We start from the raw sequence: 23,729 nt of genomic DNA, 5'->3' as shown, positions 1-23,729 counted from the left end.
GTCGGCTGACGCGCCTCGGGCAAGCAATAGCCGGAAGTGCTTCAGGAACTGCTTCTTGTAGTGGCAGGATCGAGCCATGGATGTCCTCGCGCTGGTGATCTCGGCCCTGTCGCTGCTGATCGCCGGCGTCGGCACTTACCAAGCGAACAAGCGCGCGAACGAGGCACTCGCCGAGTCGCGCAAGGCGGCCGAGGACGCACGCTGGTTCGCGGTGCAGGAAGCCGTGCAGCGCCTAATCGGGTTCGATCCGACGGCCGAGCCGGTGGGGGAGCGGCTCGCCAACCTGCGCATCACGTCGATCGCGCTCGTCGACCAGCTCGACGGCTGGGATGGTATCGACTCGTGGCTGGAGGCCGAGCGCACGCTGGGCGCGACCATCGGCCGCCAGGTGATGGAGGCCGCCAAGCCCGGCGACACCGTTGAGCGGCGGGTGGCGAACCTCGACCCGCTGATGAGTTGGGCGCACGCGCTGAGCAGCAACCTGCGCCATTTACGATCAGTCGGCCACGACGCGGCTGCACTTGCCAAGCTCCAGGTCAACGCGGAAGAGTTGGTAGGGAAATTCATGCGCGTCACGGCTGGGATTTGCCGCCGCGGACCAACCTCCGGATCCAGCCGTTGGACTAGATGTGGTGTAACGACTCGGCCTTACGGGTTGCTCAGCACTGTGAACGACGTCGCCGTGTACTTAGGCTTAACTTCGCCGGCAGGGCCGGTTTCTTCCGTGACTGACACATCGACTGAAACTGACATGCCGGTGCGCAGCGTTGCAGTGTTCGCCGCAGGGATCTTCTTCGCGTCGATCTTGACGATCTCGCCGTCCTCGATCTCCAGCTGCCAAGCGCTGATCTCGCTGACAGTCCGCACGATGCCGCGGATGGTGGTCGGCTCGAGCTCGAGTTCCCGAGAAGCGATGAGCTCTCCAATGTGAGCGAGTTCAGCCGTGGAGAGGCGCGTGCGCAGGCGCGCCTGGCGAGGCTGGGACCAAGTGAGATCAGGCTCGAACCCTGATTTCACCAGACCTGTCGAGAAGTCGCGCAACGTCGTGGCGACGCGCGGTCCGTACTCGCGGATGCGCGCCAAGAAGTCACTGGTGTCGGCATCTGGGCCGAGACGACGTCCGTCCTCGAGCAGTCCCAGTGCTCGCTTCATGGCGGTGTCGATCAACTGGGGCTCTGCATTGTCGTCTCCGAACAGCCCGACTTGGCCATCGGGTGAGATCTCGTCCGCTGGCAAAGTCGTCGGCACGATCTGCAGGATGAGGCTTCCCGGCAGTGGTGAACCATTGAGGTTCAGTCGGGTCTTCGAGACGACGTCGGCGGGCGGTTGCCCACGCAACGACTTGTGCCCCTTCACCGCGAGGCCTGTCGCAAGCACCAGGCGCTGAAAATTGCGAAGCGTGTCAGCAATCCCGTCGATCGCTCCCGAGTGGATCGTGATTCCTGGCCCAGTCAGGCGCAGAGACCCTGAAGAAGCGTCGCGCCGCAGCAAGCCGTGCTCAGCGCGCAGAGTCTCGATGCTCATGCGCGCAAGATCATCTGCGTCCTGCCACTCAGCTTCGCCTTGGACGTTGGCCTTGAACTGCTCCCAGTCAAACGCCATGGAAACCGTCCAGAGTCACTTCGAAGTAGCCGCGCTGCGGTAGGGCATCCGGCCGTTGCGGAGGATCTTCCTTCGCGCCGTTGCGCTTGCGCATCCAGAAGTCATCCCAGTAGCCACGATTCAACGCATATGACTGGTGCTCGACTGAGTGGGCGCGGTCCGCCTCGGGGAACACGTGCCATAGGCAGTATCGAGTATCAACGCGCAGGCCCGTCGCTGGCCGGACCTGGTTCATCCCGAACATCTGCAGGATGTACCGATCCTTGGGGTCGGTCACCTGGTCAACGAGCACGTCTTCGCCCCAGTAGACGAGGTCGATGTCGTCAGGATCGATCTTGTCGGTAAGGAAGCTGCCACCCACCCATACGCACACCACGGGGACGACAGAGCGGATGCCGTCGGTAGGGACTGCTGCACGGTTAGGGGACAGTTGTAGTGTCAAGCCGCGAGGCCCACGGCTGGGTTCATGATGGTCTTGCACTCCCGCGGGGTCAAACGGCCCAGACGAACCTGTCGGCGGCCCCGGTGGTAGGCCCGTTCGATCCAGGTGATAATCGTGATCCGCAGCTCGTCACGGGCCTGCCCGCGACGGCGGTCGAGGACGTTCTTCTGCAACAACGCGAAGAAGGACTCCATCGCCGCGTTGTCACCGGCGGCACCGACCTGGCCCATCGACCCGTGCAGGTGCTGCTCGTTCAGTGCGTGCACGAATGACCTGACGCGGAACTGGGACCCAGAGCGCTTCACCCAGGACCAGAGGAGGTCGAGATCGTTGACTACCATTGACAAGATCGAGCCGATCCACCCTGGAGAAGTTCTGATGAAGGACTTCATCGAAGGACTCGGCATCACCCAGGGCAAGCTCGCCGTCTCCATCGGGATGTCTCCCCGGCGGATCAATGGGATCGCGCACGGCAAGCGGGGGATCAGTGCGGACACGGCCCTCCGTTTGGCACGGTATTTCGGGACATCAGCCGAGTTCTGGCTCAATCTTCAGAGCCACTACGAGTTGGACTGCGCGGAGGATCGCGCTGGGGAACGAATCGCGGCAATTATTCCGCTTGTCATTGCAGATCCCTGAAGTGCATCGTGCAACCACCCCTGGAGATCCGCGGATGCAGTGCTCTCCCGCCTTGGCAAAGTCCTCAGTGAAGGACGATGATGTCTGATCGTCGTCATCCGGACCATCCCAGGGCGCTGACTGGTACCATAAACAAGTACCACTCAACGTAGGGGAGGAACCCCATGCCCATCAGCGCAAGCGAGGCCCGCAAGACTCTCTTCCCGCTCATCGAGCGCGTGAACGAGGACCAAGAAGCCATCGAGATCGTCTCTCGGAAGGGCAACGCGGTGCTCATGCCCGCCGACGAGTACGCGGCGTGGCAGGAGACCGCCTACCTGTTCCGGTCGCCGTCGAACGCCCGCAGGCTTCTCGACGCCTACGATCGTGCCCGTGTCGGAAAGACCCAGGTCCACGAGCTCGACCGTTCCGACGAGTCGGTCAGCCAGGCTCGGGACGTCTGAATGCGGCTGGTCTGGGACGAGGCCGCCTGGGAGGACTACACGTACTGGCAGACCGCCGACCGGAGAATCCTCAAGCGGATCAACCTGCTCATCGATGCCTGCCTGCGCGAGCCGTTCGAGGGCATCGGCAAGCCGGAGCAGTTGAAGTACGGGGCGCGGGGCTCGTGGTCGCGGCGCATCAACGAGGAGCACCGGCTCGTCTACCTCGTGACTGGTGAGGATCTCGTGATCTTGCAGGCTCGATACCACTACTGAGCCGGGCTGAACTGTCGTTGTTCGGATCGGCTGTGCCAGGTGACTTTGCTGCCGACGTCTAGGGCGCCTGGGGTGACCTCATGAACCGCGGGCCGTCGTCGCGAAAAGAGCTGGTTTCCTCAAGGAGGGGACCCAGCGTCAGAAATTCCTGGTGGACGGGGAACGCCTCGACGTCGACACCTACGGGCGGTTGAAAACCGACCCGCATCCGGCCTTTGACCCCCTGCCCATGGTCACCCGATGAATGGTGACGGGAATCACCAGACTGGTCGCCTCCACATGACCGGGGAGCCGTATTTTCGCTGGCCACGGGCCTAAAATTGAGGAGAGAAGAGTCTCACACCGGAGCGACACTCGGAGGCAGAAATGTCCGGCCATCAGGTTGATTCCACCCGCGAATCCAGAACCATGAGTCGGGACACCGTCTCCATGCTCTGGAAGTTCGGGCTCATGGTCCTCGTCGGGGCGGTGATCTTCTTCATCCCCGCGCCGGAGGGCGTGGACCCCCGCGGCATGCACATGTTCGGCATCTTCGTCGCGACCATCCTGGGGCTCATCCTTCAGCCCCTGCCCACCCCGTCGGTGGCGCTGATCGGTCTGGCCACGGCCATGATCACCGGCGCCATGGACGTCAAGGGCGGGGAGGCGCTGAGTGGGTTCTCCAACTCCGCGGTGCTGCTCATCGTCGCGGCGTTCTTCATCGCGGACGGGTTCCTGCTCACCGGGCTGGGCCGCCGCATCGCCCTGATGTTCCTCTCCGTGCTGGGCAAATCGCCCCTGGGCATCGCCTACGGCATGGCCGTCACGGACCTTCTGCTCGCACCGGCCACGCCGTCCAACACGGCCCGCGCCGGTGGCGTGATCTATCCGATCGTCCGCTCCGTCGCGGAGGTCCAGGGCTCCACCCCGGACACCGACGAGTCCCGCAGGAAGCTCGGCTCCTACCTCACGTTCACCGCCGCCCACGTCAACGTGATCACCAGCGCCATGTTCATCACGGCCATGGCCGGCAACCCGCTGGCCGTGGCCTCCGCGGAGAAGCTCGGCGTCCACATCTCCTGGGGACAGTGGGCCCTGGCCGCGCTGATCCCCGGCCTCGTGAGCCTGGCGGTGGTTCCGTGGCTGCTCATGAAGGTCTACCCGCCCACGCTCAAGAGCACGCCGGAAGCACCCACCATGGCCCGCAGCGAGCTGCAGAAGATGGGGTCCATGACTCGCGGTGAGATCATCATGGCGGCCACGTTCGTGCTGCTCCTGCTGCTGTGGGTCTTCGGCACGGCCATCGGTGTCAACGCCACCACGGCGGCCTTTGTCGGCATCGCGGTGCTGCTGGTGACCAAGGTGCTCACCTGGAACGACATGGCCAAGAACGGCTCCGCCTGGAACACCCTGATCTTCTTCGCGGTCCTGGTGGGCATGGCGGAGAACCTGAACAACCTGGGCGTCATCACCTGGATCGGCTCGGTGGTCTCCGGCGCTGTCGGCGGCATGCCCTGGGCTGTTGCCTTTGCCATCCTGGCGCTCGTCTACTTCTACGCGCACTACATGTTCGCCTCGAACACCGCGCAGATCGTCGCCATGTACGGCGTGTTCCTGGGCGCGGCCATCACCGCCGGTGCCCCGCCGATGTTTGCGGCCCTCGCCCTCGGCTACATCGGCAACCTCTTCGGCGCCATCAGCCACTACGCCTCGGGCCCGTCCGGGGTGGTCTACGGCTCCGGGTACGTCAAGGTCTCCGAGTGGTTCAAGGTCGCCTTCATCATGTCCGTCGCGATCATTGTCATCTGGACCGTCGTGGGCAGCGGCTGGATGTGGGTCCTGGGCGACCTCGCCATGTAGCCCGCCCCGCGAACCCTCCCAGCACGACGACGCTCGGTACCCTCCCAGGGGCACCGAGCGTCGTCGTCTGTTGTGGGAAGCGGCCGGGTCAGTCGTCCTTGTTGCGCAGCACCTGCCGCAGCTTCTCCCGGTTGAGCCCGGCGATCGCGGTGAGCGGGATGCCCGCGGGGCACACCTCCGCGCACTCGCCGTACACCGAGCACGGGCCGAACTCCTCCTCGGCGGCGCGCGTGATGCCCTTGGCCCGGCGGCTGCGCTCCTTCTGGCTGGAGGGCAGCGTGGCCAGGTGCATGGTCTTGGACCCGGCGAACAGCTGGGCGGAGCCGTTGGGGCACGCCGCCACGCACGCACCGCAGCCGATGCACGCGGCCAGGTCCAGGGCCCACTCCGCGGATTCGTGGGTCACGGGAATGGCGTCCGCGTCCGGGGCGGTGCCCACGGAGGTGGACACGAAACCACCGGCCTCGATCACCCGGTCCAGCGCGCTGCGGTCCACCGCGAGGTCCTTGACCACGGGGAACGCGCCGCTGCGGAACGGTTCGAGCTGCACGGTGGCGCCGTCCTCGAAGGAGCGGAGGTGCTGCCGGCAGGACGGCGTCTTCTCCTGAGGGCCGTGGGGCCTGCCGTCCACGGTCACGCCGCACGCCCCGCAGATGCCCTCGCGGCAGTCCGAGTCGAACGCCACCGGGTCCTCGCCACGGGCCACGAGGTCGTCGTTGAGCTTGTCGAGCGCCTCGAGCAGCGAGAACTCGGGCCCCACGTCCTCCAGCGGGTACTCCTCGAAGTGCCCGCCCTCGGCGCCGGACTCCTGCCGCCAGACTTTCAGCGTGAGTTTCATGAGGATGGTCCTCTCATCGGTAGTCGCGGGTCTCGGGCGGGACGCTCGGGAACTGCAGGTGCTCCTGGTGCCGCACGTAGCGCGGGCCGTGCGGGGCGGCGTCGTCAGACCCGACACGTTCCCAGGCCGAGGCGAAGAGCCAGTGGGCGTCGTCGCGCTGGGCCTCGCCGCCCTCGGTCTGGTGCTCGTCCCGGAAGTGCGCCCCGCAGGATTCGTCCCGGTCCAGCGCGTCCAGGCACATGAGCTCGGCCATGTCCAGGTAGTCGGCCACGCGCCCGGCCCGTTCGAGCTCCTGGTTGAAGCCGTCCGGGCGGCCCTGCACGCGCAGGTCCGTCCAGAACTCCTCGCGCAGCGCGCGGATGCCCTCCAGGCCCTCGGCGAGGCCTTCGGCGGAGCGCGTGACCCCGCACTTCGCGTAGAGCAGGTCGCCCAGGCGCCGGTGGAAGCGCTCCGGGCCCTGGGTGCCGCCGATGTCGATCAGCGCCTGCACGCCCGCCTCGGCCTCGGCCACCGCGGCCCGCACGACGTCGTCGTCCACCGACAGCTTCTCCTGGCCCAGCAGCGGGGCCAGGTAGTTCGGCACCGAGTAGGGGAGCGTGAACCAGCCGTCCACGCACGCCGAGAGCAGCGAGTTGGCGCCCAGGCGGTTGGCCCCGTGGTAGCCCCAGCCGGCCTCGCCGCCCACGAACAGGCCGGGGACCGACGTCATCATGTCGTAGTCGCTCCACAGCCCGCCCATGGCGAAGTGCGCGCCCGGCGCAATGCGCATGGGCTGCTCGTACGGGTCCTCGCCGGTCGCGTCCGAGTACATCTCGAAGAGGTTGCCGTAGCGCTCGGCAATCATCTTCTTTCCGAGCCGCTCGATCGCGTCCCGGAAGTCCAGGTACACGGAGTTCTTCAGTGGCCCGACGCCGCGGCCCGCGTCGATCTCGGTCCTCGCCGCCCGGCTGGCGACGTCGCGGGGCGTGAGGTTGCCGTAGGCCGGGTACCGGCGTTCCAGGTAGTAGTCGCGCTTGTCCTCGGGGATGTCGTTGGGCGCGCGCTCGTCCCCGGGCTGCACGGGCACCCAGATGCGGCCGTCGTTGCGCAGGGACTCGCTCATCAGCGTGGTCTTGGACTGCCACTCGCTGGAGACGGGCAGCGCCGTGGGGTGGAACTGGATGAAGCACGGGTTGGCGAACAGCGCCCCGCGCCGGTGGGCCCGGAACGCGGCCGTCACGTTCGAGTTCTTGGCCAGCGTGGAGCGGTAGTACACGTTGCCGTAGCCGCCGGTGGCCAGCACCACGGCGTCGCCGGTGACTGCGGAGATCTTTCCCGTGATGAGATCGCGTACCACGATGCCCTGGGCGCGGCCGTCCGCGACGATCAGGTCCAGCATCTCCGTGCGGGTGTGCAGGTTCACCTGCCCCGTGGAGACCTGCCGCAGCAGCGCCTGGGCGGCGGCCACCTGCAGCTGCTGACCGGTCTGCCCCCGGGTGTAGTAGGTGCGGGAGACCTGCACGCCACCGAACGAGCGGGTGGCCAGCTGGCCGCCGTACTCACGCGCGAACGGGGCGCCGATCGCGTTCATGTGGTCGATCACCCGCACGCTCTCCTCGGCCAGGCGCCAGGCATCCGCCTCGCGGCCCCGGAAGTCACCGCCCTTGACGGTGTCCTTCACGAACCGGGCCACGGAGTCGTTGTCCACCTTGCGGGCGCGGGCCGCGTTGATGCCGCCCTGGGCCGCCACCGAGTGCGCTCGCCGTGGGGCGTCGTGGAACGTGAAGGACTCCACGTTGTACCCGAGCTCCCCGAGGGCCGCGGCGGCGCCCGCCCCCGCGAGGCCCGTGCCGACCACGATGACCGTGAACTTGCGGCGGTTCAGCGGGGAGACCAGGCGGTAGTGCAGCCGCCGGTCCGCCCAGATCTGGGACGCGGGGACCTCCGCCTGCAGCCCGGGCAGGTCCGAACCCACCGTGCGGAGCTCGTCGAGCAGGGCCTGGGCCTGTGTGGATGCCGTCATCACTGAATCACTCCCAGCAGAACCATGAGGGGGATGGTCACGTTGCCCACGCAGATGGCGATCGCCACCAGCCCGGCCACCCAGGCCGCGACCTGGCGCAGCCGCCTGCCCGTGGCACCGAGGTCGTTGGCGGCGGTCCACGTGCCGTGGGCCACGTGGGCGGTGAGCACCAGCATCGTGAGCATGTAGAACGCCGCGACCACGGGGCGCTGGAAGCTGGCGACCAGGTTGGCGTACGCCGAGCCGGCCTCGAACGAGCCGGTGGCGGCCGGTGGCGCCCCCAGGGTGAGGTCGAGGATGTGGAAGATCACGAACAGCAGGATCACCACACCGGTGCCCAGCATGGTCCGGGCCAGCCACGCCTCGCCGCGGCGCAGCCCGGTGCGGGGGAACGCCCCGCGGGCCCGGCGGGCGCGCGTCCACAGCAGAAGCCCGCACCCCACGTGCAGCACGAGGCTGATCAGCAGCACCACGCGCAGGATCCACAGCACGCCCTCGTACGGCACGAGCGGCATGAGCAGCTCGCGCAGCCAGTGGGCGTAGTGGTCGAACTCCTCCTGGCCCCGGTAGATGTGCAGGTTGCCGTACATGTGGACGAACACGAATCCCACGAAAACGAGCCCCGTGAGGGCCATGGTGGTTTTCGCCGCGAAGTTCGACACCGGCAGCCTTCTGCGCGGTGGAGACGATCGGTGGTGCTCTCGGTGCGCAGTGGCCGTCATGATTGCCCTTCCCCGTACCTGGGCCGCATTGTCGGCATTGCCAGGTGTGTTTTCCACGCTACTCCCGTCTCACGGCCGGGAGGGGCATTGCCGCGCATTGCGGGAAAGCGTGTGGAAAGCTGCTGGGGGAAATGATCAGTGCACTGCAGTTTTCCGACGTGCACAATCAATTTTTCAGTCGACGACCCGGGAACAATTCGCCTGCAGCACATTCTTCGCGCGCTCGGTCAGCGCCCGGACGTCCAGGTACGGCACCACCACGTGACCCTCGACCTGTTCGTGCAGCCAGTGGGACAGGGTGCGCAGTCCGGCGCTGTCACCGGGAAGCAGCTCGACCATGAGGCGTCCGAGGTTGTCGTGGACCAGCAGGGTGCGTCCACTCTCGGCGAGGGCCTGGACCAGGCGTTCGTCGTCGGCGGGTCACCGAGGGTGCGCGGGGAGTCGTACTCGAACCACACGGCGTCGCACCGCGCGTCGATGGCGTTCCAGTGGTGCGCGAGCACGTGGATGTCGAAACCGTCGATGTTGCTCTTCCACACCACCAGGTCCTCGGGGGCGGGCATCTCCAGCAGCGATGCGGGGGAGACCCAGTCCTCGACGGTGTGCTCGCCGCTGCCCTCGTCCGGCTGGAACCCGCCCGTGGAGCCTGCGCGGCTGAAGGACACCCGCGTGCCCACCGGTCCCACGAACCCCTCCACCACGGTCGCGCTCGACGGGCGGAGCCAGGTTGCGGGTCAGGTAGCCGAGGAACGTGGGATCGCCCTCGACGCTGATCACCGAAGCCCGCGGATCCGGAGTTCCTCGCCGCCGGGGGACAGGTGTACCTGCCGGAGCCCAGGGTCCGGGGCGAGGAGCCCGTGCGTCCCTGATCTCGGGGACTGGTGTATTGCCTCACACTTGGCGCTTTTCTCGCAGTGGCCGGGTCCCGCGGGGCCCTCGCAGGACTAGCGTTGAGCCTGCGATCTAGGCGTTGTGGTACGGCGCCGCGGCGGGTGGTGCGGAGGGCTTCATGGCCCCCCGATGCAGCCGCCGCGCGCCCGCCCGGCCGTGAGCGACCGAGGGCGCCCCGCAGCGTCGTCGTCGGCCTGGGTCGTTGCCCGCCCACCCGCCGGACGTCGTGGAGGACGCCATGTGGACCCAATCGCTCGACACCCTGGGCAGCCTGCCCCTGACCGCGCTGGTGGCCGCCGTGCCCATCGTCGTGTTCCTGGCGTGCATGATGCTGTTCAAGCTCACCGGCCTGAAGTCGGGCGTGATCGCACTCGTGGTGCAGGTGCTGGTGGCCCTGCTCGTGTTCCGCATGCCCGTCACGGCCATCGCGGGCTCCGGTCTGCTGGGGCTGCTCACCGCGCTGTGGCCCATCGCCTACATCATTGTGATGGCGGTGTGGCTGTACCGGCTGAGCGTGCGCTCCGGGCGCTTCGACGTGATCCGCTCCTCGATCGCGAGCGTCTCCGCCGACCAGCGGGTGCAGGTGCTGCTCATCGCGTTCGCGTTCGGCGCGTTCCTGGAGGGTGTGGCCGGCTTCGGCGTGCCCATTGCCATCTGCGCGGCGCTGCTCGTGCAGCTCGGGTTCCCGCCCGTGCGCGCGGCCGTGCTGTGCCTCGTGGCCAACGTGGCCGCCGGCGCGTACGGCGCGATCGGCGTGCCGGTGCTCGTGGGTGCGCAGGTGACCTCCATGGAGGTCCAGGACCTCTCCCGGGCGCTCGTGATCCTGCTCCAGCCCCTCACCTTCCTGGTCCCGTTCCTGCTGGTGTGGATGGTGGACGGCATCCGCGGCCTGCGCGAGACCTGGCTCCCTGCCCTCGTGTCCTCCGCGGTGTTCTGCCTGGTGCAGGGCGGGCTGCTGTGGTTCATGGGCCCGGAGCTCGCGGACCTCGCCGCCGGGCTGCTGGCCATGGTCTCCCTGTTCGCGCTGTGCCACGTGTGGTCCCCGCGACGGATCTCCCGCGCCCCAGAGGCCCCCGAGGCCTCTGAGGCCAGCCACCCCGCGAGCGAGGTGATCCGCGCGTGGAGCCCCTTCTACATCCTCACCGGTGTGATCCTGCTGTGGTCCGTTCCCGCCGTGCAGGGCCTCTTCACCCAGGGTGCCCTCGGGTTCACGACCGTCAAAATCCCCATCCCCGGCCTCACCGGCCACGTGACCACCGCCGCCGGCTCCGTGGTCAACGCCACCTGGACCTTCTCGCTGCTCGGCGCGACCGGCACGGCCATCCTGATCGCGGTGCTGATCACGTTCTTCACCACCCCGCAGATCCACGCGAAGGAGCTGTTCGAGGAGCTGCGCGGTGCTCTGAAGGCCCTCGGCCCCGCCATCGTGCTGATCGCCGTGATCCTCATGCTCGCGAACATCGCCAACTACTCCGGCGGCTCCACCGCCATGGGCACCGCGCTCGCCGCCGCCGGGCCGGTCTTCCCGCTGTTCGCACCCATCATCGGCTGGATCGGCGTGTTCCTCACCGGTTCCGTGGTCAACAACAACACGCTGTTCGCGCCGCTGCAGGTGGCCACCGCGGAGGGCATCGGGGCCAGCCCGGCCCTGCTGGTGGGCACCAACACGGCCGGCGGCACCACTGCCAAGGTGATCTCCCCGCAGTCCATCGCGATCGCGGCGGGTGCCGTGGGCCTCAACGGCCGCGAGGCGGAGATCATGCGCGGCTCGCTCATGTACAGCCTAGGCATGCTTGCGGTGATGTGCGTGTGGACGTTCGGGCTCACCATGGTCTAACCGGTCGGTCCCCTCGTCACGGCCTGCGCGGCGCCCACCCTGTTGCGGGGTGGGCGCCGCGCGTCATACTGGCTTCGCACACCCCCGCACCCCCACGCTCGGAAGGAGCCCACCATGGTCCAGAACCTGGCCACCTACATCGCCCTTCCCGGCACCGCGGCCGAGGCCATGGAGCACTGGCACGACGTCTTCGGCGGTGAGCTGCACATCCTGCGCTACGGGGACATGGACCTGCAGGGCATGCCGTTCGAGAAGGCCCCCTGGGGCGACTGGTACGGCCAGGTCTTCGACCGCTACGGCGTCATGTGGTCTTTTTCAGCGCCTGCCGAGTGACGGTCCCGGGGGCGTCCGCCCCGGGGCACAACGACGCCGCACCGCCGGTCCCGCACCTGCGTCCCCTCGCGGAGACGGACGCCCCCGCGCCCACCGGATGACCCGGTGTCACCGCCTCACGAACGGGGTGCGGTGAGCCAGTCCACGAGCTCGGGCCACACGGTCTCGCCCACGGAGCGGCGGAGCAGGCCGTGGTGGCCGATCCGTGCGACCCCCAGCTGCTCGGGCGTGTACGTGCGGTGCTCCTCGGTCGCGGACGTCAGCCGCGTGGTCAGCGCCTTCATCTGCGCCGGGCTCGCCCAGGAGTCGTCCGACGCGCCGAGCGCCAGGACCTCCTGCGTCACGGATGCGGCCCGGGCCGGGGCGTCCATGGAGGGGTCGTCGAAGAAGTAGCCCCGGTGGCGGGCCCACGTGCCCCACTCGAGCATCGCGGCGGCCGGCATGTCCTCACCGATCCCGAGCTTCTTCCCCGGCATGTACCCCAGGGCCCGGCTGATCGTGGGCCCCACCACGTGGAGCATCGCGGCCACGCGCACCTTCTCCTTCGTGGGGGTCACCGTGCGGGTGTCCGCCACGTGCGAGGAGACGATGGCAAACCGGTCCAGGCCCTCCAGCCCGTTGCCCAGCACCATGGCGTGCCCACCGATGCTGTGGCCCACGGCCGTCACCGGCAGGTCCGGGAACCGGGCACGCGTCCAGGCGGCGACCGCGGGCACGTCACCGTCCATCCAGTCCCGCATCCGCAGGTGCCTGTGCTCACGGGGATCGCCCGAGCGCCCGGTGCCGCGGTAGTCGTAGGTCACCGCGGCCAGGCCGCGCCCCACCACGTGCTCGGCGAACGCGCGGTAGAACCGTTCCGGGGTCGCCGTAGCCGGGTGCACCACCACGACGCCGCTCGGCTCCTGCGCGGGCAGCCACACCGTGCCGACCACGGTCTCGGATCCCACGGGGACGGACAGGCGCTCGGTGCGCACGGGGGTGCTCTGGTCGTCTCGCATGAAAGTTACTTTAGGGTACGAGGCGGATGCCGGCACGGGTCGCCCCGCCGGTGCTCGCGCCGTTCCCGGCGTGCACGACACCGGCGCCGGTGCTCACTCCGCCCGGCCCCTGCCGCTGGTGTCCGAGCCGAGGTAGAACCGCGCGGCATTTCCCCAGAACACGTCCGCCATGTGTTTTGCAGGAACGGCCTCCTCGATCACCCGGAGATCGTCGTCCCGGAACGGCCGGCCGGCCCGGGTGGAGGGCAGGTCTGTGCCGACCATGAGTGCCGTGGGATCCACGTCCACGATCGCGCGCACCGCCGCAGCGGGATCGAGGTGGACACGGCCGAAGCCGGTGGCCTTGACCTTCACGCCGCGCTCCACGAGCCGCAGCAGTGCGGGCAGCCCGTCCTCGTGCATCCCCAGGTGGTCGATGCTCGCGGCGGGCAGCGCGGCGATGCGGCGGGAAAGTGTCTCGTCGATGGTGCGCGCGTCGATGTAGAACTCGGCGTGCCAGCCGGCCAGCTCGTGGACGCGCCGGGCCAGCCGTTCGAGGTCGTCCAGGTCGGCAGATCCGCCGCGGGCCACGTTGAACCGCACCGCCCGCACCCCCGCGCGGTCGAGATCGAGGATCCGGGCGTCGTCGGCGTCCGCGGGGAGCTGGGTGACGCCCACGAACCCGGGGCCGAGCGCGCGCAGCGCCTCGATCAGGTACCCCTGGTCGAAGCCCTGGAACGACCCCGAGACCACCGCCCCGCCCGCGATTCCGAGATCGCTGACGCGCCGCCGGTAGTCCGCCACGGTGAACGGCTCGGGCAGGTACCCGCGGTTCTCCACCAGGGGATGGGCAGGGTCGATGATGTGCAGGTGCGAGTCGAACACGCGCTGCTCCACGGGTTTCCCTCCTCATGGTGCGTGGTGGGCCGCCGCTCGCGACGACGCCGCGTGGCCACGTTGTGCGCCGGCAGCTCATGGGCATGGTGCCACGACCCGCGCCGCACCGCAGCCCAGGTGACGGACTGATGCTCTGCGCCCGTACGGGGTGCCGAGGATCGCCCACGCACGCACCGAACGATCCGTGGCCGACTCACAGTCGCAGCGCTCAGGTTTGGCGGTCCCGCAGGTGCGTGGGAAGCCACAGGGCCTCCCACGCGGGGGCCTCCTGCTGCATGTTGGCCGTGCGCTCGGGCACGTTCTCGGGGAGCCAGTAGCGCCCGGCGTCGCGCTGCAGGTAGCCGTACTCCACGAGTTCGCGGTGCCAGAACGCCCAGTCCTCGACCACGGGGCGGAGAACGTCGTTCACCTCGGGCTCCGTGTACGTGCGCCCCGCGGGGAACAGCGAGAGAAGGTGCAGCAGCACGTGCACGCGAGCCTTGCGGCGGGCCGGGACCGAGACCACCAGGCCCTCGCGAAGGAACCGGCCGAGGGCCCTGCGGTGCTCGGCCTCGGCGCGCTGCCACTGCTCGGACGCCGTCTCCGGAACTGACGGCGCGGGCTGGGCGTCGGTTCACGCCGTCTGGACGCGAGTACGCCACATGACATCCGGGTGCTCGGCGGCGGCGGAGATGGTTGTACGAACCGGAGCCGAGGTCTGTCCTGGGCTGAGTGCGCCGAATAAGCTGGAGATGCGGCGCGAGGAAGGCTGTTTCGGGGATTGCCGAAGTGTGCCGGAGCTGCACCGCGGACAGCGCAGGGAGAACTCAAGGAGGAGTTTGTCATGGCACGCATGAACGCAGCAGAGGTCGAGGCCTTCGGCGAGGACCTGGTCGTCGGCGAGCACGAGATCCCCGAACCCGGGCCCCACCAGGCCCTCGTGAAGCTCATTGCTTCCGGGGTGTGCCACACGGACCTGCATGCCGCGGGAGGGGACTGGCCCGTCAAGCCCAAGCTGCCCCTGATCCCCGGTCACGAGGGCGTGGGCATCGTGGAGAAGCTCGGCCCGGACGTCACCGAGCTAGAGGTCGGGCAGATGGTCGGAAACGCCTGGTTGTGGTCCGCGTGCGGCAACTGCGACCACTGCCGCACCGGCTGGGAGACGCTGTGCGAGCAGCAGGTCAACGGCGGCTACGGCATCGACGGCTCCTTCGGGGAGTACATGCTGGTGGACGCCCGCTACGCCGCTGTCATCCCTGAGGGTGCGGATCCCTACGAGATCGCACCCGTGCTGTGCGCAGGGGTGACCGTGTACAAGGGGCTCAAGCAGACGGAGGTCAAACCGGGGCAGTGGGTCGTGATCTCGGGCATCGGCGGGCTCGGACACGTGGCGGTGCAGTACGCGGTGGCCATGGGCATGCGCGTGGTGGCCGTGGACGTCGCGGACGACAAGCTGGCGCTTGCCACCAAGCACGGTGCGGAGATCACGGTCAACGCCTTCGCCGAGGACCCCGCGGAGGTCATCCAGGAGAAGATCGGCGGCAGCCACGGGGTGCTCGTCACGGCGGTGCACCCGCAGGCCTTCGGGCAGGCCATCGGCATGACCCGCCGTGGTGGCACGATCGTGTTCAACGGTCTGCCCCCGGGGGACTTCCCGGCTCCGATTTTCGACATCGTGCTCAAGGGGCTCACCATCCGCGGGTCGATCGTGGGCACCCGCCAGGACATGATCGAGGCCCTGGAGTTCTACGCCGCCGGCAAGATCCACCCCACGTTCAGCAAGCGTCCGCTCGAGGACATCAACGCGATCTTCGACGAGATGGAGCACGGCAAGATCGACGGCCGTGTGGTGATCGAGTACTGATCCGTCCGGTGGTCGCCATCCGTCCACCGGACGAAAGGCGCCCCCCACGACGCCGCCGTCCCGAGGATCAAAGCCCCGGGACGGCGGCGTCGTGGTCTACCCTCCGAGGTCGAGCTCCGCGAAACCCGTGGCCGCCATCCAGAACCCCACGAGCCCGGCAACCCACAGGAGCGTGATCTTCGCTTCCCGCTCGAGAACGGGGACGAGTTTCTCCAGGCGGGGCCAGATCCGGTCGCCCAGGACAAGGGCGCCGATGAGCAGGACCACGGCGGGCAGCACCATCACCAGGCAGTACCCCGCGAGCAGCAGGAGACGTGCGGGCCAGCCGATGGGCATGGCCGTGATGATCCCGTTCGCGGCGAGGTACGGCACCATCGTGGCGGCCTCCGTGAGCGCGGCACCGCCGCCCAGGGCAATCATGGTTCCGGGACTCAGGGAGCGCGGGGCCTGGCGGGGTGTCTCCCGCGTGGTCGGATCGGGCGCCAGGATGCCGAACGCGAGCAGACCCACACCGGCAATGAGCTTGAACCACTGGGCGGGTTCGCTGTCCCACACCCTGCCGGCGAAGTCGGAGACCAGATCGAACCCCAGGGCGATGGCCACGCCGAGCGCGAAGTAGATCAGCACCACGGTGGCGAAGTAGATCACCAGGGGCACCACGTCGACGCGCCGCCGGGAGAGCACCAGAACGACGGGGATCACCAGCGTCCCCAGACTCATGCTGTCCAGCAGGGCCAGCCCGGTCAGAGCCAGAAGATCGCCCATGCGCGGTCCTCTCGTACGATCGTATGAACTGCACTGACCATACACTCGTACGAGAGGTGGTGGACAGATGTCGGAGCAGCGGACACCGGATCAGGGTGCGCCGAGCGGCCAGCGCATTGCGGACGCGGCGATCAGGGTGATCGCCCACCGTGGGTTCGACGTGGTGAGCGTGCGCAGCGTGGCTCAGGAGTCGGGGCTGTCCGCGGGGACCGTGCAGTACCACTACAGGACGCGCAAGGACCTGCTGGTCGCAGCCCTGGAGCGTTCCGTGGAGCGACAGACGCAGCGCGTCATGGCTGCACGCGGTCAGTCGCGCCATCGGGCGTCACTCACGCGCACCCTGAGCGAGCTGCTGCCGGGGGAGGGGGTGCGCGATGAGGACGCCGCCGTGTGGGTCAGTTTCGGAGCCGCGGCGTCCACGCGGGACTGGCTCGCGGAGCTCTACTGGGAGGAGATGCGCACCTTCCAGATGCTGGTGCGCCGGGCACTGACCCGGGCGCAGGAGGACGGCGTGCTCCGCGACGGGCTGAGCCCGGAGACCGCCGCGCCTCTGGTCACGGCCCTGGTGAACGGGCTGACGCTGGACTGCCTCAACGCGCCGGATCCCGTGCGTCGCGGCGTCGACGACGCTCTGGAACGTGGGCTCTCGCTGCTCCTCTCGGACTGAGGCGGGTCGGACGCGGGCGGAGTCACGCCGGGCAATGCCACCGGGTTCGAACCGTTCGCGGGGCGGCCGGGGCGAGACCGCTCGCGCCTCGGCGCCATCCCCGGGGAGGACGGGCCAGGGCTCAGCGTGCGAACGTGTCCTGCAGGACGCCCCGGGGTGACCACAGGGCCACGGAGTCACCCACGTGGTCCGGGAGATCAGCGTCCGGCTGCTGGTCGGTGGTGTCCGAGCTGTGCGTGCCCGGTCCCGTGTGGAGGTGCAGCTGCTGGCCCGGCGCCAGCACACACCCCCGGCCCACGGTCATGCTGTGGCCCCGGGAGGCCCGGATGCTGTAGCCGGAGGCGTCCACCGGGTGCGGCGAGGTGTTGTGGAGGACCACGTGCCCGCGGGTGCAGTGGCGCGGTTGCTGGTCCGGGTCCTGGCCGGTCGCGCCCACCACGCGCAGACCCTCGTTGTCGGGGAACGGTTCGGATCCCTGCACGTGGCGGGCCAGCTGCACAGGGAAGTCCCCGGTGATCCGGTCCACCCCGAGTGCCACCATCCGGTCGTAGGCGTCCGGGGAGTCCACGGTGTACACGCCCACGCTGAGGCCCGCGGCCTTGACCCGTTGCACGGCCGCGGCGTCCAGCGGTCGGTACTCGGTGCCCACCGCGTGCGCGTAGCCGGCGATCTCGCCCAGCTCCGCGGCTGCGGGCACCTCGTCCGCCAGCTGCTGCAGGGGGATCTCCGGGGCCAGCGCCGCGAACGCCCGGTTGGAGGCGGCGTCGTAGCCCAGGACCTCCACCCGACCGTCTCGTACCAGTGGCTGCCACTCGGGCTTGCGCTGCAGCGCGTCGGCCAGGACCTGCTCGATGCCCGGCGAGTTCTCGGGCGACTTGACCTCGATAAATACGCCGATCCGGTCCCCGGCGACCGCGGCGGCGTCGTCCAGGTGCGGGATCCTCTCGCCGTGGAACGAGGCGGAGAAGTGCGAGCCCACCTCGAGGCGCTGCAGCTCCGCCCACGTGAAGGAGGTGATCGGGTCGCGCTCGCGGCCAGGGAAGACCTTGGCCGCGTCGGTCGTGCGGGCAGGGGTGTCGTCGTGGAACGCGAACGGCACTCCGTCCGCGGAGAGCTGGACGTCCAGTTCGAAGAAGTCCGCGCGGGAAGAACGGGCCTGCCGGAATGCGCACACGGTGTTCTCGGGGGCGGTGCCGGCCGCGCCGCGGTGGCCGACCAGCAGGGGAGTGTGCATGGGCTGGGCCGGGCGGGGCACGGTGGGATCCGGGACGGTCAACGGGGCGGCAGGGCAGGCTTCCGCGCGGTGGGGACGGCGGTCAGGGCACGCGGGTGCCGGAGCGGTGTGGGGTGAGGAGCAGGACACGGTGCGGTGGCCTTTCGGAGGGATCTGCAGAGGGGCGTGCGAGCAGACCGTGGCCTATCCCAACGGGTCGCCCTTCGTGCGGTCCAGGGCCACTCGCACCAGTGCGGAGGCCAGGACGGGCAGCTGCTCGGGGTCCACGAGGTCCGCCAGCGCGGCGGCGTCCTCCGGCAGGCCGACGCGGCGGGCACCGGCGAGCGCCTTCTTGTCGACGTGCGGAGCCAGCATCGGCCACACGCCCTGTGCTTCACGCGCGAAGATGGACGCGCCGGTGGGCCCGATGCCGGGGAAATCCTGCAGCCGGCGGAGAATCCCCGAGGCGTCGTCGGAGGCGTCCCGCAGCGCTCGCAGGTCACCGCCCCAGGTGTCCAGGATCAGGTCCGCGCCGTTGCCCAGCATGGTGGAGGTGCGCTCGTCGTAGCGCTTGTACCCGCCACGGCCCAGGGCGGCCACCCGCTGGCGCCAGGAGGAGTTTCGCATCGCCTCGGGGGTGCGGAACCCGGCGTCGAACAGCGCGCGGGCAGAGGCCACCGCCGCGGGTGCCCCGATCCGGGCGGAGAGCAGATTGGCCAGCACGAGCAACTGGTAGAGAGGAGCGGGAGCGTCCCGCAGCTCGATCCCCGCCTCCTGCGCGTATGTGCGGCCGTGCCGCTCCAGCAGCGCGTCCACGGTCTGCGCAGGGGTTCGGGCCACGGCGGCGGTCCTCTCGGTGCGGCTCGGCGGGTTCCGGCCCCCGGAGGACGACGACGCCGCGCGGCTCGCGGGGGTCGGCGTCACTGGTCGGCAGGCCGTTCGTCCAGCCTAGAACCGCTGAGCCCGGGAGGTCGAGCGGCCCGTGAGCACGTGCCGTGGGACGCCGTGGGCTGAGCGGGCGGCGGAAAGGCGGCCGATCGGCGTCGTGATGCGGCGGAGGATGGCGAGCAGGTGGGAGAGGATTCCGCTGGCGGCCAACTCCTCGTGGGGAAGGTCACTGATCAATAGACTGATGACCAACGCCGCCCCGTTCTGCGCGAGCAATCGAGCACTTCGAGGGCTGCGGTCGAACTGATTGGTCACGACGAAAGGCAGTGCCATGGCAGAGAGCAACGAGAACATCCAGAAGGTCCGCGACATCATCAAGGGCACGCGCATCGCCATGCTCACCCACGTGGACGAGAAAGGCCGCCTGGTCTCCAAGCCCATGGCCACGCAGGAGGTCGATTTCGACGGCACGGTGCGCTTCATCGCGGAGCGCGCCTCCGACCAGGGCATGGACATCCAGAAGAACCCGAACGTGAACGTGGCCTACTCGGGCAACGGTGCCTGGGTGTCGCTGAGCGGCAAGGCACGCATCGTCAACGACACGGACAAGCTGCGTGAGCTGTGGAGCTCCTTCACCGGTTCCTGGCTGGAGGGCGGCCCCGAGAACCCCAACAACGTGCTCATCGAGATCGACGCGGACACCGCCGAGTACTGGGACACCCCGGGTGGCAGCAAGGTCACCCAGGTGGCCAACCTGATCAAGGCCAAGGTCACCGGCAACACCGTGGACGGTGAGAACGAGGTCGTGGACCTCTGATCGCATCGGAGTCGTTGCGGACCTGACCGGGCCGTGCTCGCACCGTGCGGGCGCGGCCCGTTGCCGTTCCACGGTTCGCCGCACCACCAGGTGGCATCCAGCTGGCCACCAGGTGCCGTGGCGGCTCCCGTGGGACGGTTCCTATGAGGGCGAGCCACAGGACCCGCTCACCCCGACCGCACCAGTGACCGGCTCCGAACGGGCCGAGAAGAGGAGCCCGATCACCATGGAGACGACCCCGAACAGTGTGTGGACCTTCCTCTCCCACGTGGAGTTCCCCGCCGAGATGGCCCCGTTCCTGGTGGCCGGTGAGGTCCCCGTGGCCTCTTTCAAGACCGTGCGGGACACCGCCACGTTCACCAACCGCCGTCTGATCGTGCGGGACGCCCAGGGGCTGCGCGGCAAGAAGATCGAGACGGTGTCCATTCCCTACTCCAGCATCAGCATGTGGTCCACGGAGAACGCCGGGACCCTGGACTTCAACGCGGAGATCCAGCTCTGGACGCGCGCCGGCGTCATGAAGATCAACGTGGGCCGCGGCATCGACGTCGTTGCACTGGACCAGCTCATCGCCCACTCCGTCCTCGGCTAGTCAGACCGCCCGCCCGCCCCGGCGGGTGACCGGAACCACGGCCGCGGTGCCTACCATGGGGCATGACCGTTCGCATGCTGTCGATTGAGACCGTGGTCCCCGAGACCGTCATCCGGCAGGAGGACGTCACCCGCCTGTTCGCGGGGCAGCCGGGTATGACGCGCCTGGGCTCGCGGCTCGTGCGCTCCGCGTTCGACGGCGCCGGGGTGGCCACGCGCCACACCGTGCTCCCCGAGCTGGCGGAGGCCACCGCCCGCGCGTCGCACGCTCCCACCGCTGGCCCGGAGGACGACCGGGAGCGGGGGCAGTTGACGCCCCCGCGGACGCCGCACGGGGAACCCCCGGGTGACGACGCCGCGGCGTCGCCGTTCGTGGATCCCGTCACCGGTCACCTGCTCTCACCCGGCACCCACGCCAGGAACCAGATCTACACGCGGAACGCCCGGGAGCTGTTCGTGGCCGCGGGCAGGGCGGCGCTGAGCGGCGTCGGCCCCGGGATCACCGCGGCGGACGTGACCCACGTGGTCACGGTGTCCTGCACCGGGTTCTTCGCGCCGGGCCCGGACGTGCGTGTGGCCAAGGACCTTGGGCTGCCCGCGGACGTCAAACGTGTGCACCTGGGATTCATGGGGTGCAACGCGGCCTTCCCCGCGCTGCAGACGGCGGCGACCGCGTGCCGCGCGGACCCGGACGCCGTGGTGCTCGTGGTGTGCGTGGAACTGTGCACCCTGCACCTGCACGTGCGCAACGATCCCGACACCGTGATGGGCAACGCCCTGTTCGCGGACGGCGCGGCCGCTGCTGTGGTGACCGCGCGCGACGTCGCCGTCCCCGGCGCCGCACTCGAGCTCGTGGACTTCGAGACCACCCTGGCGCCCGTGGGCGAGGACGAGCTCGCGTGGAGCGTGGGGGACGAGGGCTTCGAGATGATCCTGGGGACCTACGTGCCCCGCATCATCGACGACCACGTGACGGACGCCCTCGCGCCCCTGCTCCGGCGCACGGGTCTCGCTGTGGAGGACATCCCGCAGTGGGCCGTTCACCCGGGCGGGCGCAGCATCCTGGACAAGGTGGAGTCCCGGCTGGGGCTGAGCGCCGAGCAGATGGCGCCCTCGCGTGCGGTGCTCCGCGATGCGGGGAACATGAGCAGTGTGACCATCCTCTTCGTCCTGGCCCGCCTGCTGCACACCGGAATGTCCGGGCACGTGGCGGCCATGGCGTTCGGGCCGGGCCTGAGCATCGAGTCCGCCCTGCTCCGGTTGCTCCCCGCCGCGCAGCGCTGATGGATCTCCTCCTGCGCCGCCGGTCCGTGGGCGAGCCCGAGCTCATGGACGACCCCGCGTGCGATCCCGTGGCCCTGGACAACACCTACCGGTTGTTCGGGGTGATCAATCCGCTCGTAGCGTCCTGGCGGCCGGTGTACCGCCGGCACCTGCGACCCGCTCTGCGGGCGGCCGCGCGACAGGGGCGCCCGGCCACGGTGCTGGACGTGGGGTGCGGGGGCGGGGACGTCGCCCGGGCCGTTGCGCGCTGGGCTCATCGGGACGGACTCGACGTGCGGGTCACGGGCATCGACCCCGATGAGCGGGCCACCCGGTGGGCCGCGGCCCACGACCGCGGGGCCGGGATCACCTACCGCACGGTGGCCAGTGGCGCGCTGGTGGAGGCGGGGGAGAGCTACGACGCGGTGATCTCCAACCACATGCTGCATCACCTCACCCCCGGGGAACTGGCCGGGGTGCTCTCCGACTCCGAGGCACTGGCCCGCGGGGTGGCGGTGCACAACGACCTGCGCCGCAGCCGTACGGCGTGGCTCATCTACTGGGTGGCCACGCTGCCCCTGGCCCGCGCCCGCACCTTCGTGCGCTTCGACGGGCTGCTCTCGATCCGGCGCAGCCACACTCCCGCCGAGCTGGCCACGGCTCTACCCCCTGGCTGGCAGGCCGTGGGGCAGCGATTCTTCCGGCTGCTCGCGGTGCACCGCGCACCGGAGACGACGCCGCCCCGGACGGGCCGGGGCCGCGCGTAGCCGGTGCCACCGGGCAGGACTCAGGCGGAGCCGGGCCGGACGTCCTGGTCCCAGCCCTGCTGCGGGGTGTCGCAGGTCTCACGGAACACGAACTGGGAGGGGCGCTTGCGCTCGCGGCTGGACCAGTCGATCGCGGGGCGGTGCGTGCGCTCGGGCACGTAGCCCAGCCGGTACACGGCCATGAGCTCCAGGTCGTCCGGGACGTGCAGCATGTCCACGATCCGCTGCCACTGGTGCGGGGCCTCCATGGGGAAGGACACGAACTGGATGCCCATGCCCAGCTCCACCGTGGTCAGCCACAGGTTCTCCATGGCCGCGCCCATGCTGAACACGGAGTAGAACCCCGAGAGCTCCTCCGGGCGGTACTCGCCGCGTTCGAGCATCACCCCGATCAGCAGGGGTGAGCCCGCCACGAGCTTGCGGTTCTCCTCACCCAGGGTCTGCGGGACGCGCAGCCTGTTCATGAGGGCCTGCCCGGACGGTGTGAACGCCCGGGAGGTGAACGGGCGCAGCAGGGCGGGCAGCTTGTCGAAGAGCATGCCGCTGCGCAGGGTGTCCATCTCCTTCTGGCTGAACCGGAAGTACTTCTTGTACCGGTCGAAGAACGTGCCCGCGCCCATCACCTCGGTCATGCTCTCGCCACTGATGCGGGCGACCGTCTCAATGGTGTCCCGGTCCTCGATCAGCACGAACCGCCACGGCTGGCTGTTGAACTGGGACGGTGCGGCGGCGGCCGCACGGATCAGCAGCTGCTGGTGCTCGGGGCTCACCGGGTCTGGTCGGAACGGACCGTTGGTGGTCCGCCGGTTGAACACGACATCCAGGAATTCCACGATTCACCTCCAGGCCAGCACGAGACCGGCCACGTAGCAGGGGGCCGCCGCGATGGCGTCCCGGGTGTGTCGCCGCAGCGGACGGGCGCCGTGGCGCTGCAGCAGGAACAGGGGAGCCAGGGCAGGGGCCAGCGCGAGCGGCGTCGTCGAACGCGCCCTCAGCCCGACGGCGCACGCGGCCGCAGTGAGCGACGAGGTGGCGATGTACAGGCCGTGGTGGACCCAGCGCACGTTCGAGGTGTCGAGCAGGCCGAGGGCCACCGAGCCGCCCAGGGCGCAGTTCGCCGTGTACGACGCCGCCGCGGCCGTGACGAGCGTTCTCACCGGGTCCATGGCTCTCCTTCACGACGGCGTGCTCCTTCTGG

General features: G+C 69.3%; 27 protein-coding genes and 1 pseudogene. 13 read left to right on the top strand and 15 right to left on the bottom strand.

Going from position 1 to position 23,729, the window contains the following annotated elements:
• The first annotated feature begins 76 nt into the window (after positions 1-76).
• Positions 77-931, top strand: coding sequence for a hypothetical protein (locus tag HMPREF2833_RS12670; RefSeq protein WP_229565482.1), 855 nt, complete (start codon positions 77-79; stop codon positions 929-931).
• A gap of 660 nt (positions 932-1,591) precedes the next feature.
• On the opposite strand, the gene HMPREF2833_RS04285 is transcribed toward HMPREF2833_RS12670, so the two are convergent.
• Positions 1,592-1,978: a DUF6932 family protein gene (locus HMPREF2833_RS04285; protein ID WP_371441076.1), complete on the bottom strand. Its 387-nt coding sequence runs from the start codon at positions 1,976-1,978 to the stop codon at positions 1,592-1,594.
• A gap of 62 nt (positions 1,979-2,040) precedes the next feature.
• Positions 2,041-2,337: pseudogene (locus tag HMPREF2833_RS04280) on the bottom strand (IS3 family transposase); the annotation flags it as partial.
• 37 nt (positions 2,338-2,374) lie between these two features.
• Here HMPREF2833_RS04280 and HMPREF2833_RS04275 point away from each other — a divergent pair.
• The 4 genes from HMPREF2833_RS04275 to HMPREF2833_RS04260 all read left to right on the top strand — a co-directional run bounded on the left by HMPREF2833_RS04275 (position 2,375) and on the right by HMPREF2833_RS04260 (position 5,220).
• A complete protein-coding gene (locus HMPREF2833_RS04275) occupies positions 2,375-2,683 on the top strand; it encodes a HigA family addiction module antitoxin (RefSeq protein WP_039101684.1) in 309 nt (102 codons plus the stop codon).
• A gap of 164 nt (positions 2,684-2,847) precedes the next feature.
• Positions 2,848-3,126 (top strand): type II toxin-antitoxin system Phd/YefM family antitoxin, encoded by a 279-nt coding sequence (locus HMPREF2833_RS04270; protein ID WP_039101685.1) that lies wholly within the window; start codon positions 2,848-2,850, stop codon positions 3,124-3,126.
• The gene (locus tag HMPREF2833_RS04265) at positions 3,127-3,381 is read left to right on the top strand and encodes a Txe/YoeB family addiction module toxin (RefSeq protein WP_035965439.1); all 255 of its coding nucleotides are present in this window, start codon (positions 3,127-3,129) and stop codon (positions 3,379-3,381) included.
• Between the two features lie 408 nt (positions 3,382-3,789).
• Positions 3,790-5,220, top strand: a complete 1,431-nt coding sequence (locus HMPREF2833_RS04260; RefSeq protein ID WP_039101686.1) for an anion permease — start codon at positions 3,790-3,792, stop codon at positions 5,218-5,220.
• A gap of 88 nt (positions 5,221-5,308) precedes the next feature.
• Here the strand turns inward: HMPREF2833_RS04260 and HMPREF2833_RS04255 are convergent, their stop codons facing one another.
• The 4 genes from HMPREF2833_RS04255 to HMPREF2833_RS12500 all read right to left on the bottom strand — a co-directional run bounded on the left by HMPREF2833_RS04255 (position 5,309) and on the right by HMPREF2833_RS12500 (position 9,121).
• Positions 5,309-6,058 carry a succinate dehydrogenase/fumarate reductase iron-sulfur subunit gene (locus HMPREF2833_RS04255; protein WP_039101687.1) on the bottom strand — a complete coding sequence of 250 codons (750 nt, stop codon included), beginning with the start codon at positions 6,056-6,058 and terminating at the stop codon, positions 5,309-5,311.
• A gap of 13 nt (positions 6,059-6,071) precedes the next feature.
• Entirely contained in the window at positions 6,072-8,060 is a 1,989-nt protein-coding gene (locus tag HMPREF2833_RS04250) for a fumarate reductase/succinate dehydrogenase flavoprotein subunit (RefSeq protein ID WP_070636780.1), read from the bottom strand.
• Positions 8,060-8,722: a succinate dehydrogenase cytochrome b subunit gene (locus HMPREF2833_RS04245; RefSeq protein ID WP_237573733.1), complete on the bottom strand. Its 663-nt coding sequence runs from the start codon at positions 8,720-8,722 to the stop codon at positions 8,060-8,062. The genes HMPREF2833_RS04250 and HMPREF2833_RS04245 overlap by 1 nt, the downstream gene beginning before the upstream one ends.
• 234 nt (positions 8,723-8,956) lie before the next feature.
• On the bottom strand, positions 8,957-9,121 hold the full coding sequence (locus HMPREF2833_RS12500) for a hypothetical protein (RefSeq protein WP_161792334.1): 165 nt from the start codon (positions 9,119-9,121) through the stop codon (positions 8,957-8,959).
• Positions 9,122-9,911: 790 nt separating this feature from the next.
• Between HMPREF2833_RS12500 and HMPREF2833_RS04235 the strand changes: the two genes are divergently transcribed.
• Positions 9,912-11,510 (top strand): L-lactate permease, encoded by a 1,599-nt coding sequence (locus tag HMPREF2833_RS04235; RefSeq protein WP_070636779.1) that lies wholly within the window; start codon positions 9,912-9,914, stop codon positions 11,508-11,510.
• A gap of 114 nt (positions 11,511-11,624) precedes the next feature.
• Positions 11,625-11,843 (top strand): VOC family protein, encoded by a 219-nt coding sequence (locus HMPREF2833_RS04230; protein WP_012397824.1) that lies wholly within the window; start codon positions 11,625-11,627, stop codon positions 11,841-11,843.
• 116 nt (positions 11,844-11,959) lie between these two features.
• Here HMPREF2833_RS04230 and HMPREF2833_RS04225 read toward each other — a convergent pair whose 3' ends face one another.
• The 3 genes from HMPREF2833_RS04225 to HMPREF2833_RS04215 form a co-directional block, all read right to left on the bottom strand.
• Positions 11,960-12,841 (bottom strand): alpha/beta hydrolase family protein, encoded by an 882-nt coding sequence (locus tag HMPREF2833_RS04225; protein ID WP_070636778.1) that lies wholly within the window; start codon positions 12,839-12,841, stop codon positions 11,960-11,962.
• 93 nt (positions 12,842-12,934) lie between these two features.
• The gene (locus tag HMPREF2833_RS04220; RefSeq protein ID WP_039101692.1) at positions 12,935-13,717 is read right to left on the bottom strand and encodes an amidohydrolase family protein; all 783 of its coding nucleotides are present in this window, start codon (positions 13,715-13,717) and stop codon (positions 12,935-12,937) included.
• 208 nt (positions 13,718-13,925) lie between these two features.
• The gene (locus HMPREF2833_RS04215) at positions 13,926-14,222 is read right to left on the bottom strand and encodes a DUF2087 domain-containing protein (RefSeq protein WP_237573734.1); all 297 of its coding nucleotides are present in this window, start codon (positions 14,220-14,222) and stop codon (positions 13,926-13,928) included.
• A gap of 318 nt (positions 14,223-14,540) precedes the next feature.
• Here HMPREF2833_RS04215 and adhP point away from each other — a divergent pair, with 318 nt between their 5' ends.
• Positions 14,541-15,560, top strand: a complete 1,020-nt coding sequence (gene adhP, locus HMPREF2833_RS04210) for an alcohol dehydrogenase AdhP (protein ID WP_039101693.1) — start codon at positions 14,541-14,543, stop codon at positions 15,558-15,560.
• Positions 15,561-15,656: 96 nt separating this feature from the next.
• Here adhP and HMPREF2833_RS04205 read toward each other — a convergent pair whose 3' ends face one another.
• Positions 15,657-16,325, bottom strand: coding sequence for a GAP family protein (locus HMPREF2833_RS04205; protein ID WP_039101694.1), 669 nt, complete (start codon positions 16,323-16,325; stop codon positions 15,657-15,659).
• A 67-nt stretch (positions 16,326-16,392) separates the two neighbouring features.
• Between HMPREF2833_RS04205 and HMPREF2833_RS04200 the strand changes: the two genes are divergently transcribed.
• The gene (locus HMPREF2833_RS04200) at positions 16,393-16,992 is read left to right on the top strand and encodes a TetR/AcrR family transcriptional regulator (protein ID WP_039101695.1); all 600 of its coding nucleotides are present in this window, start codon (positions 16,393-16,395) and stop codon (positions 16,990-16,992) included.
• Between the two features lie 121 nt (positions 16,993-17,113).
• Here the strand turns inward: HMPREF2833_RS04200 and HMPREF2833_RS04195 are convergent, their stop codons facing one another.
• From HMPREF2833_RS04195 to HMPREF2833_RS04185, 3 genes are all read right to left on the bottom strand, one after another.
• Positions 17,114-18,226 carry a glycerophosphodiester phosphodiesterase family protein gene (locus tag HMPREF2833_RS04195; protein ID WP_081477429.1) on the bottom strand — a complete coding sequence of 371 codons (1,113 nt, stop codon included), beginning with the start codon at positions 18,224-18,226 and terminating at the stop codon, positions 17,114-17,116.
• A gap of 183 nt (positions 18,227-18,409) precedes the next feature.
• Positions 18,410-19,045: an endonuclease gene (locus HMPREF2833_RS04190; RefSeq protein ID WP_019309541.1), complete on the bottom strand. Its 636-nt coding sequence runs from the start codon at positions 19,043-19,045 to the stop codon at positions 18,410-18,412.
• A gap of 108 nt (positions 19,046-19,153) precedes the next feature.
• Entirely contained in the window at positions 19,154-19,426 is a 273-nt protein-coding gene (locus tag HMPREF2833_RS04185; protein ID WP_128973300.1) for a hypothetical protein, read from the bottom strand.
• On the opposite strand from HMPREF2833_RS04185, the gene HMPREF2833_RS04180 reads away from it, so the two are divergent.
• The 4 genes from HMPREF2833_RS04180 (at position 19,425) to HMPREF2833_RS04165 (ending at position 22,531) form a co-directional block, all read left to right on the top strand.
• Positions 19,425-19,910 carry a pyridoxamine 5'-phosphate oxidase family protein gene (locus HMPREF2833_RS04180; protein ID WP_039101698.1) on the top strand — a complete coding sequence of 162 codons (486 nt, stop codon included), beginning with the start codon at positions 19,425-19,427 and terminating at the stop codon, positions 19,908-19,910. The two genes, HMPREF2833_RS04185 and HMPREF2833_RS04180, sit on opposite strands and share 2 nt — an antisense overlap.
• Before the next feature lie 226 nt (positions 19,911-20,136).
• Positions 20,137-20,502: a PH domain-containing protein gene (locus HMPREF2833_RS04175; protein ID WP_019309538.1), complete on the top strand. Its 366-nt coding sequence runs from the start codon at positions 20,137-20,139 to the stop codon at positions 20,500-20,502.
• Between the two features lie 62 nt (positions 20,503-20,564).
• Entirely contained in the window at positions 20,565-21,785 is a 1,221-nt protein-coding gene (locus tag HMPREF2833_RS04170; protein ID WP_039101699.1) for a type III polyketide synthase, read from the top strand.
• Complete coding sequence (locus tag HMPREF2833_RS04165) at positions 21,785-22,531, top strand: class I SAM-dependent methyltransferase (RefSeq protein WP_047978506.1); 747 nt, start codon at positions 21,785-21,787, stop codon at positions 22,529-22,531. The genes HMPREF2833_RS04170 and HMPREF2833_RS04165 overlap by 1 nt, the downstream gene beginning before the upstream one ends.
• Positions 22,532-22,551: 20 nt before the next feature.
• On the opposite strand, the gene HMPREF2833_RS04160 is transcribed toward HMPREF2833_RS04165, so the two are convergent.
• On the bottom strand, positions 22,552-23,364 hold the full coding sequence (locus tag HMPREF2833_RS04160) for a nitroreductase family protein (protein WP_019309535.1): 813 nt from the start codon (positions 23,362-23,364) through the stop codon (positions 22,552-22,554).
• 3 nt (positions 23,365-23,367) lie between these two features.
• Entirely contained in the window at positions 23,368-23,697 is a 330-nt protein-coding gene (locus HMPREF2833_RS04155) for a hypothetical protein (protein ID WP_070636777.1), read from the bottom strand.
• Positions 23,698-23,729: the final 32 nt, after the last annotated feature.

It is taken from the genome of Kocuria sp. HMSC066H03, from assembly GCF_001812045.1.
In the GTDB taxonomy this organism is placed as follows: domain Bacteria; phylum Actinomycetota; class Actinomycetes; order Actinomycetales; family Micrococcaceae; genus Kocuria; species Kocuria rhizophila.
Note: the sequence above shows the minus strand (reverse complement) of the source record. Positions and strands in the feature narration are given on the sequence as shown.

Bases quoted from the DNA above. Each gene is read 5' to 3' on its own strand.
- HMPREF2833_RS12670 (WP_229565482.1), top strand. From the start codon at position 77: ATGGATGTCCTCGCGCTGGTGATCTCGGCCCTGTCGCTGCTGATCGCC.
- HMPREF2833_RS04270 (WP_039101685.1), top strand. From the start codon at position 2,848: ATGCCCATCAGCGCAAGCGAGGCCCGCAAGACTCTCTTCCCGCTCATC.
- HMPREF2833_RS04265 (WP_035965439.1), top strand. From the start codon at position 3,127: ATGCGGCTGGTCTGGGACGAGGCCGCCTGGGAGGACTACACGTACTGG.
- HMPREF2833_RS04260 (WP_039101686.1), top strand. From the start codon at position 3,790: ATGAGTCGGGACACCGTCTCCATGCTCTGGAAGTTCGGGCTCATGGTC.
- HMPREF2833_RS04255 (WP_039101687.1), bottom strand. From the start codon at position 6,058: ATGAAACTCACGCTGAAAGTCTGGCGGCAGGAGTCCGGCGCCGAGGGC.
- HMPREF2833_RS04250 (WP_070636780.1), bottom strand. From the start codon at position 8,060: ATGACGGCATCCACACAGGCCCAGGCCCTGCTCGACGAGCTCCGCACG.
- HMPREF2833_RS12500 (WP_161792334.1), bottom strand. From the start codon at position 9,121: ATGGTCGAGCTGCTTCCCGGTGACAGCGCCGGACTGCGCACCCTGTCC.
- HMPREF2833_RS04235 (WP_070636779.1), top strand. From the start codon at position 9,912: ATGTGGACCCAATCGCTCGACACCCTGGGCAGCCTGCCCCTGACCGCG.
- HMPREF2833_RS04230 (WP_012397824.1), top strand. From the start codon at position 11,625: ATGGTCCAGAACCTGGCCACCTACATCGCCCTTCCCGGCACCGCGGCC.
- HMPREF2833_RS04225 (WP_070636778.1), bottom strand. From the start codon at position 12,841: ATGCGAGACGACCAGAGCACCCCCGTGCGCACCGAGCGCCTGTCCGTC.
- adhP (WP_039101693.1), top strand. From the start codon at position 14,541: ATGGCACGCATGAACGCAGCAGAGGTCGAGGCCTTCGGCGAGGACCTG.
- HMPREF2833_RS04205 (WP_039101694.1), bottom strand. From the start codon at position 16,325: ATGGGCGATCTTCTGGCTCTGACCGGGCTGGCCCTGCTGGACAGCATG.
- HMPREF2833_RS04200 (WP_039101695.1), top strand. From the start codon at position 16,393: ATGTCGGAGCAGCGGACACCGGATCAGGGTGCGCCGAGCGGCCAGCGC.
- HMPREF2833_RS04195 (WP_081477429.1), bottom strand. From the start codon at position 18,226: ATGCACACTCCCCTGCTGGTCGGCCACCGCGGCGCGGCCGGCACCGCC.
- HMPREF2833_RS04180 (WP_039101698.1), top strand. From the start codon at position 19,425: ATGGCAGAGAGCAACGAGAACATCCAGAAGGTCCGCGACATCATCAAG.
- HMPREF2833_RS04185 (WP_128973300.1), bottom strand. From the start codon at position 19,426: ATGGCACTGCCTTTCGTCGTGACCAATCAGTTCGACCGCAGCCCTCGA.
- HMPREF2833_RS04175 (WP_019309538.1), top strand. From the start codon at position 20,137: ATGGAGACGACCCCGAACAGTGTGTGGACCTTCCTCTCCCACGTGGAG.
- HMPREF2833_RS04170 (WP_039101699.1), top strand. From the start codon at position 20,565: ATGACCGTTCGCATGCTGTCGATTGAGACCGTGGTCCCCGAGACCGTC.
- HMPREF2833_RS04165 (WP_047978506.1), top strand. From the start codon at position 21,785: ATGGATCTCCTCCTGCGCCGCCGGTCCGTGGGCGAGCCCGAGCTCATG.
- HMPREF2833_RS04155 (WP_070636777.1), bottom strand. From the start codon at position 23,697: ATGGACCCGGTGAGAACGCTCGTCACGGCCGCGGCGGCGTCGTACACG.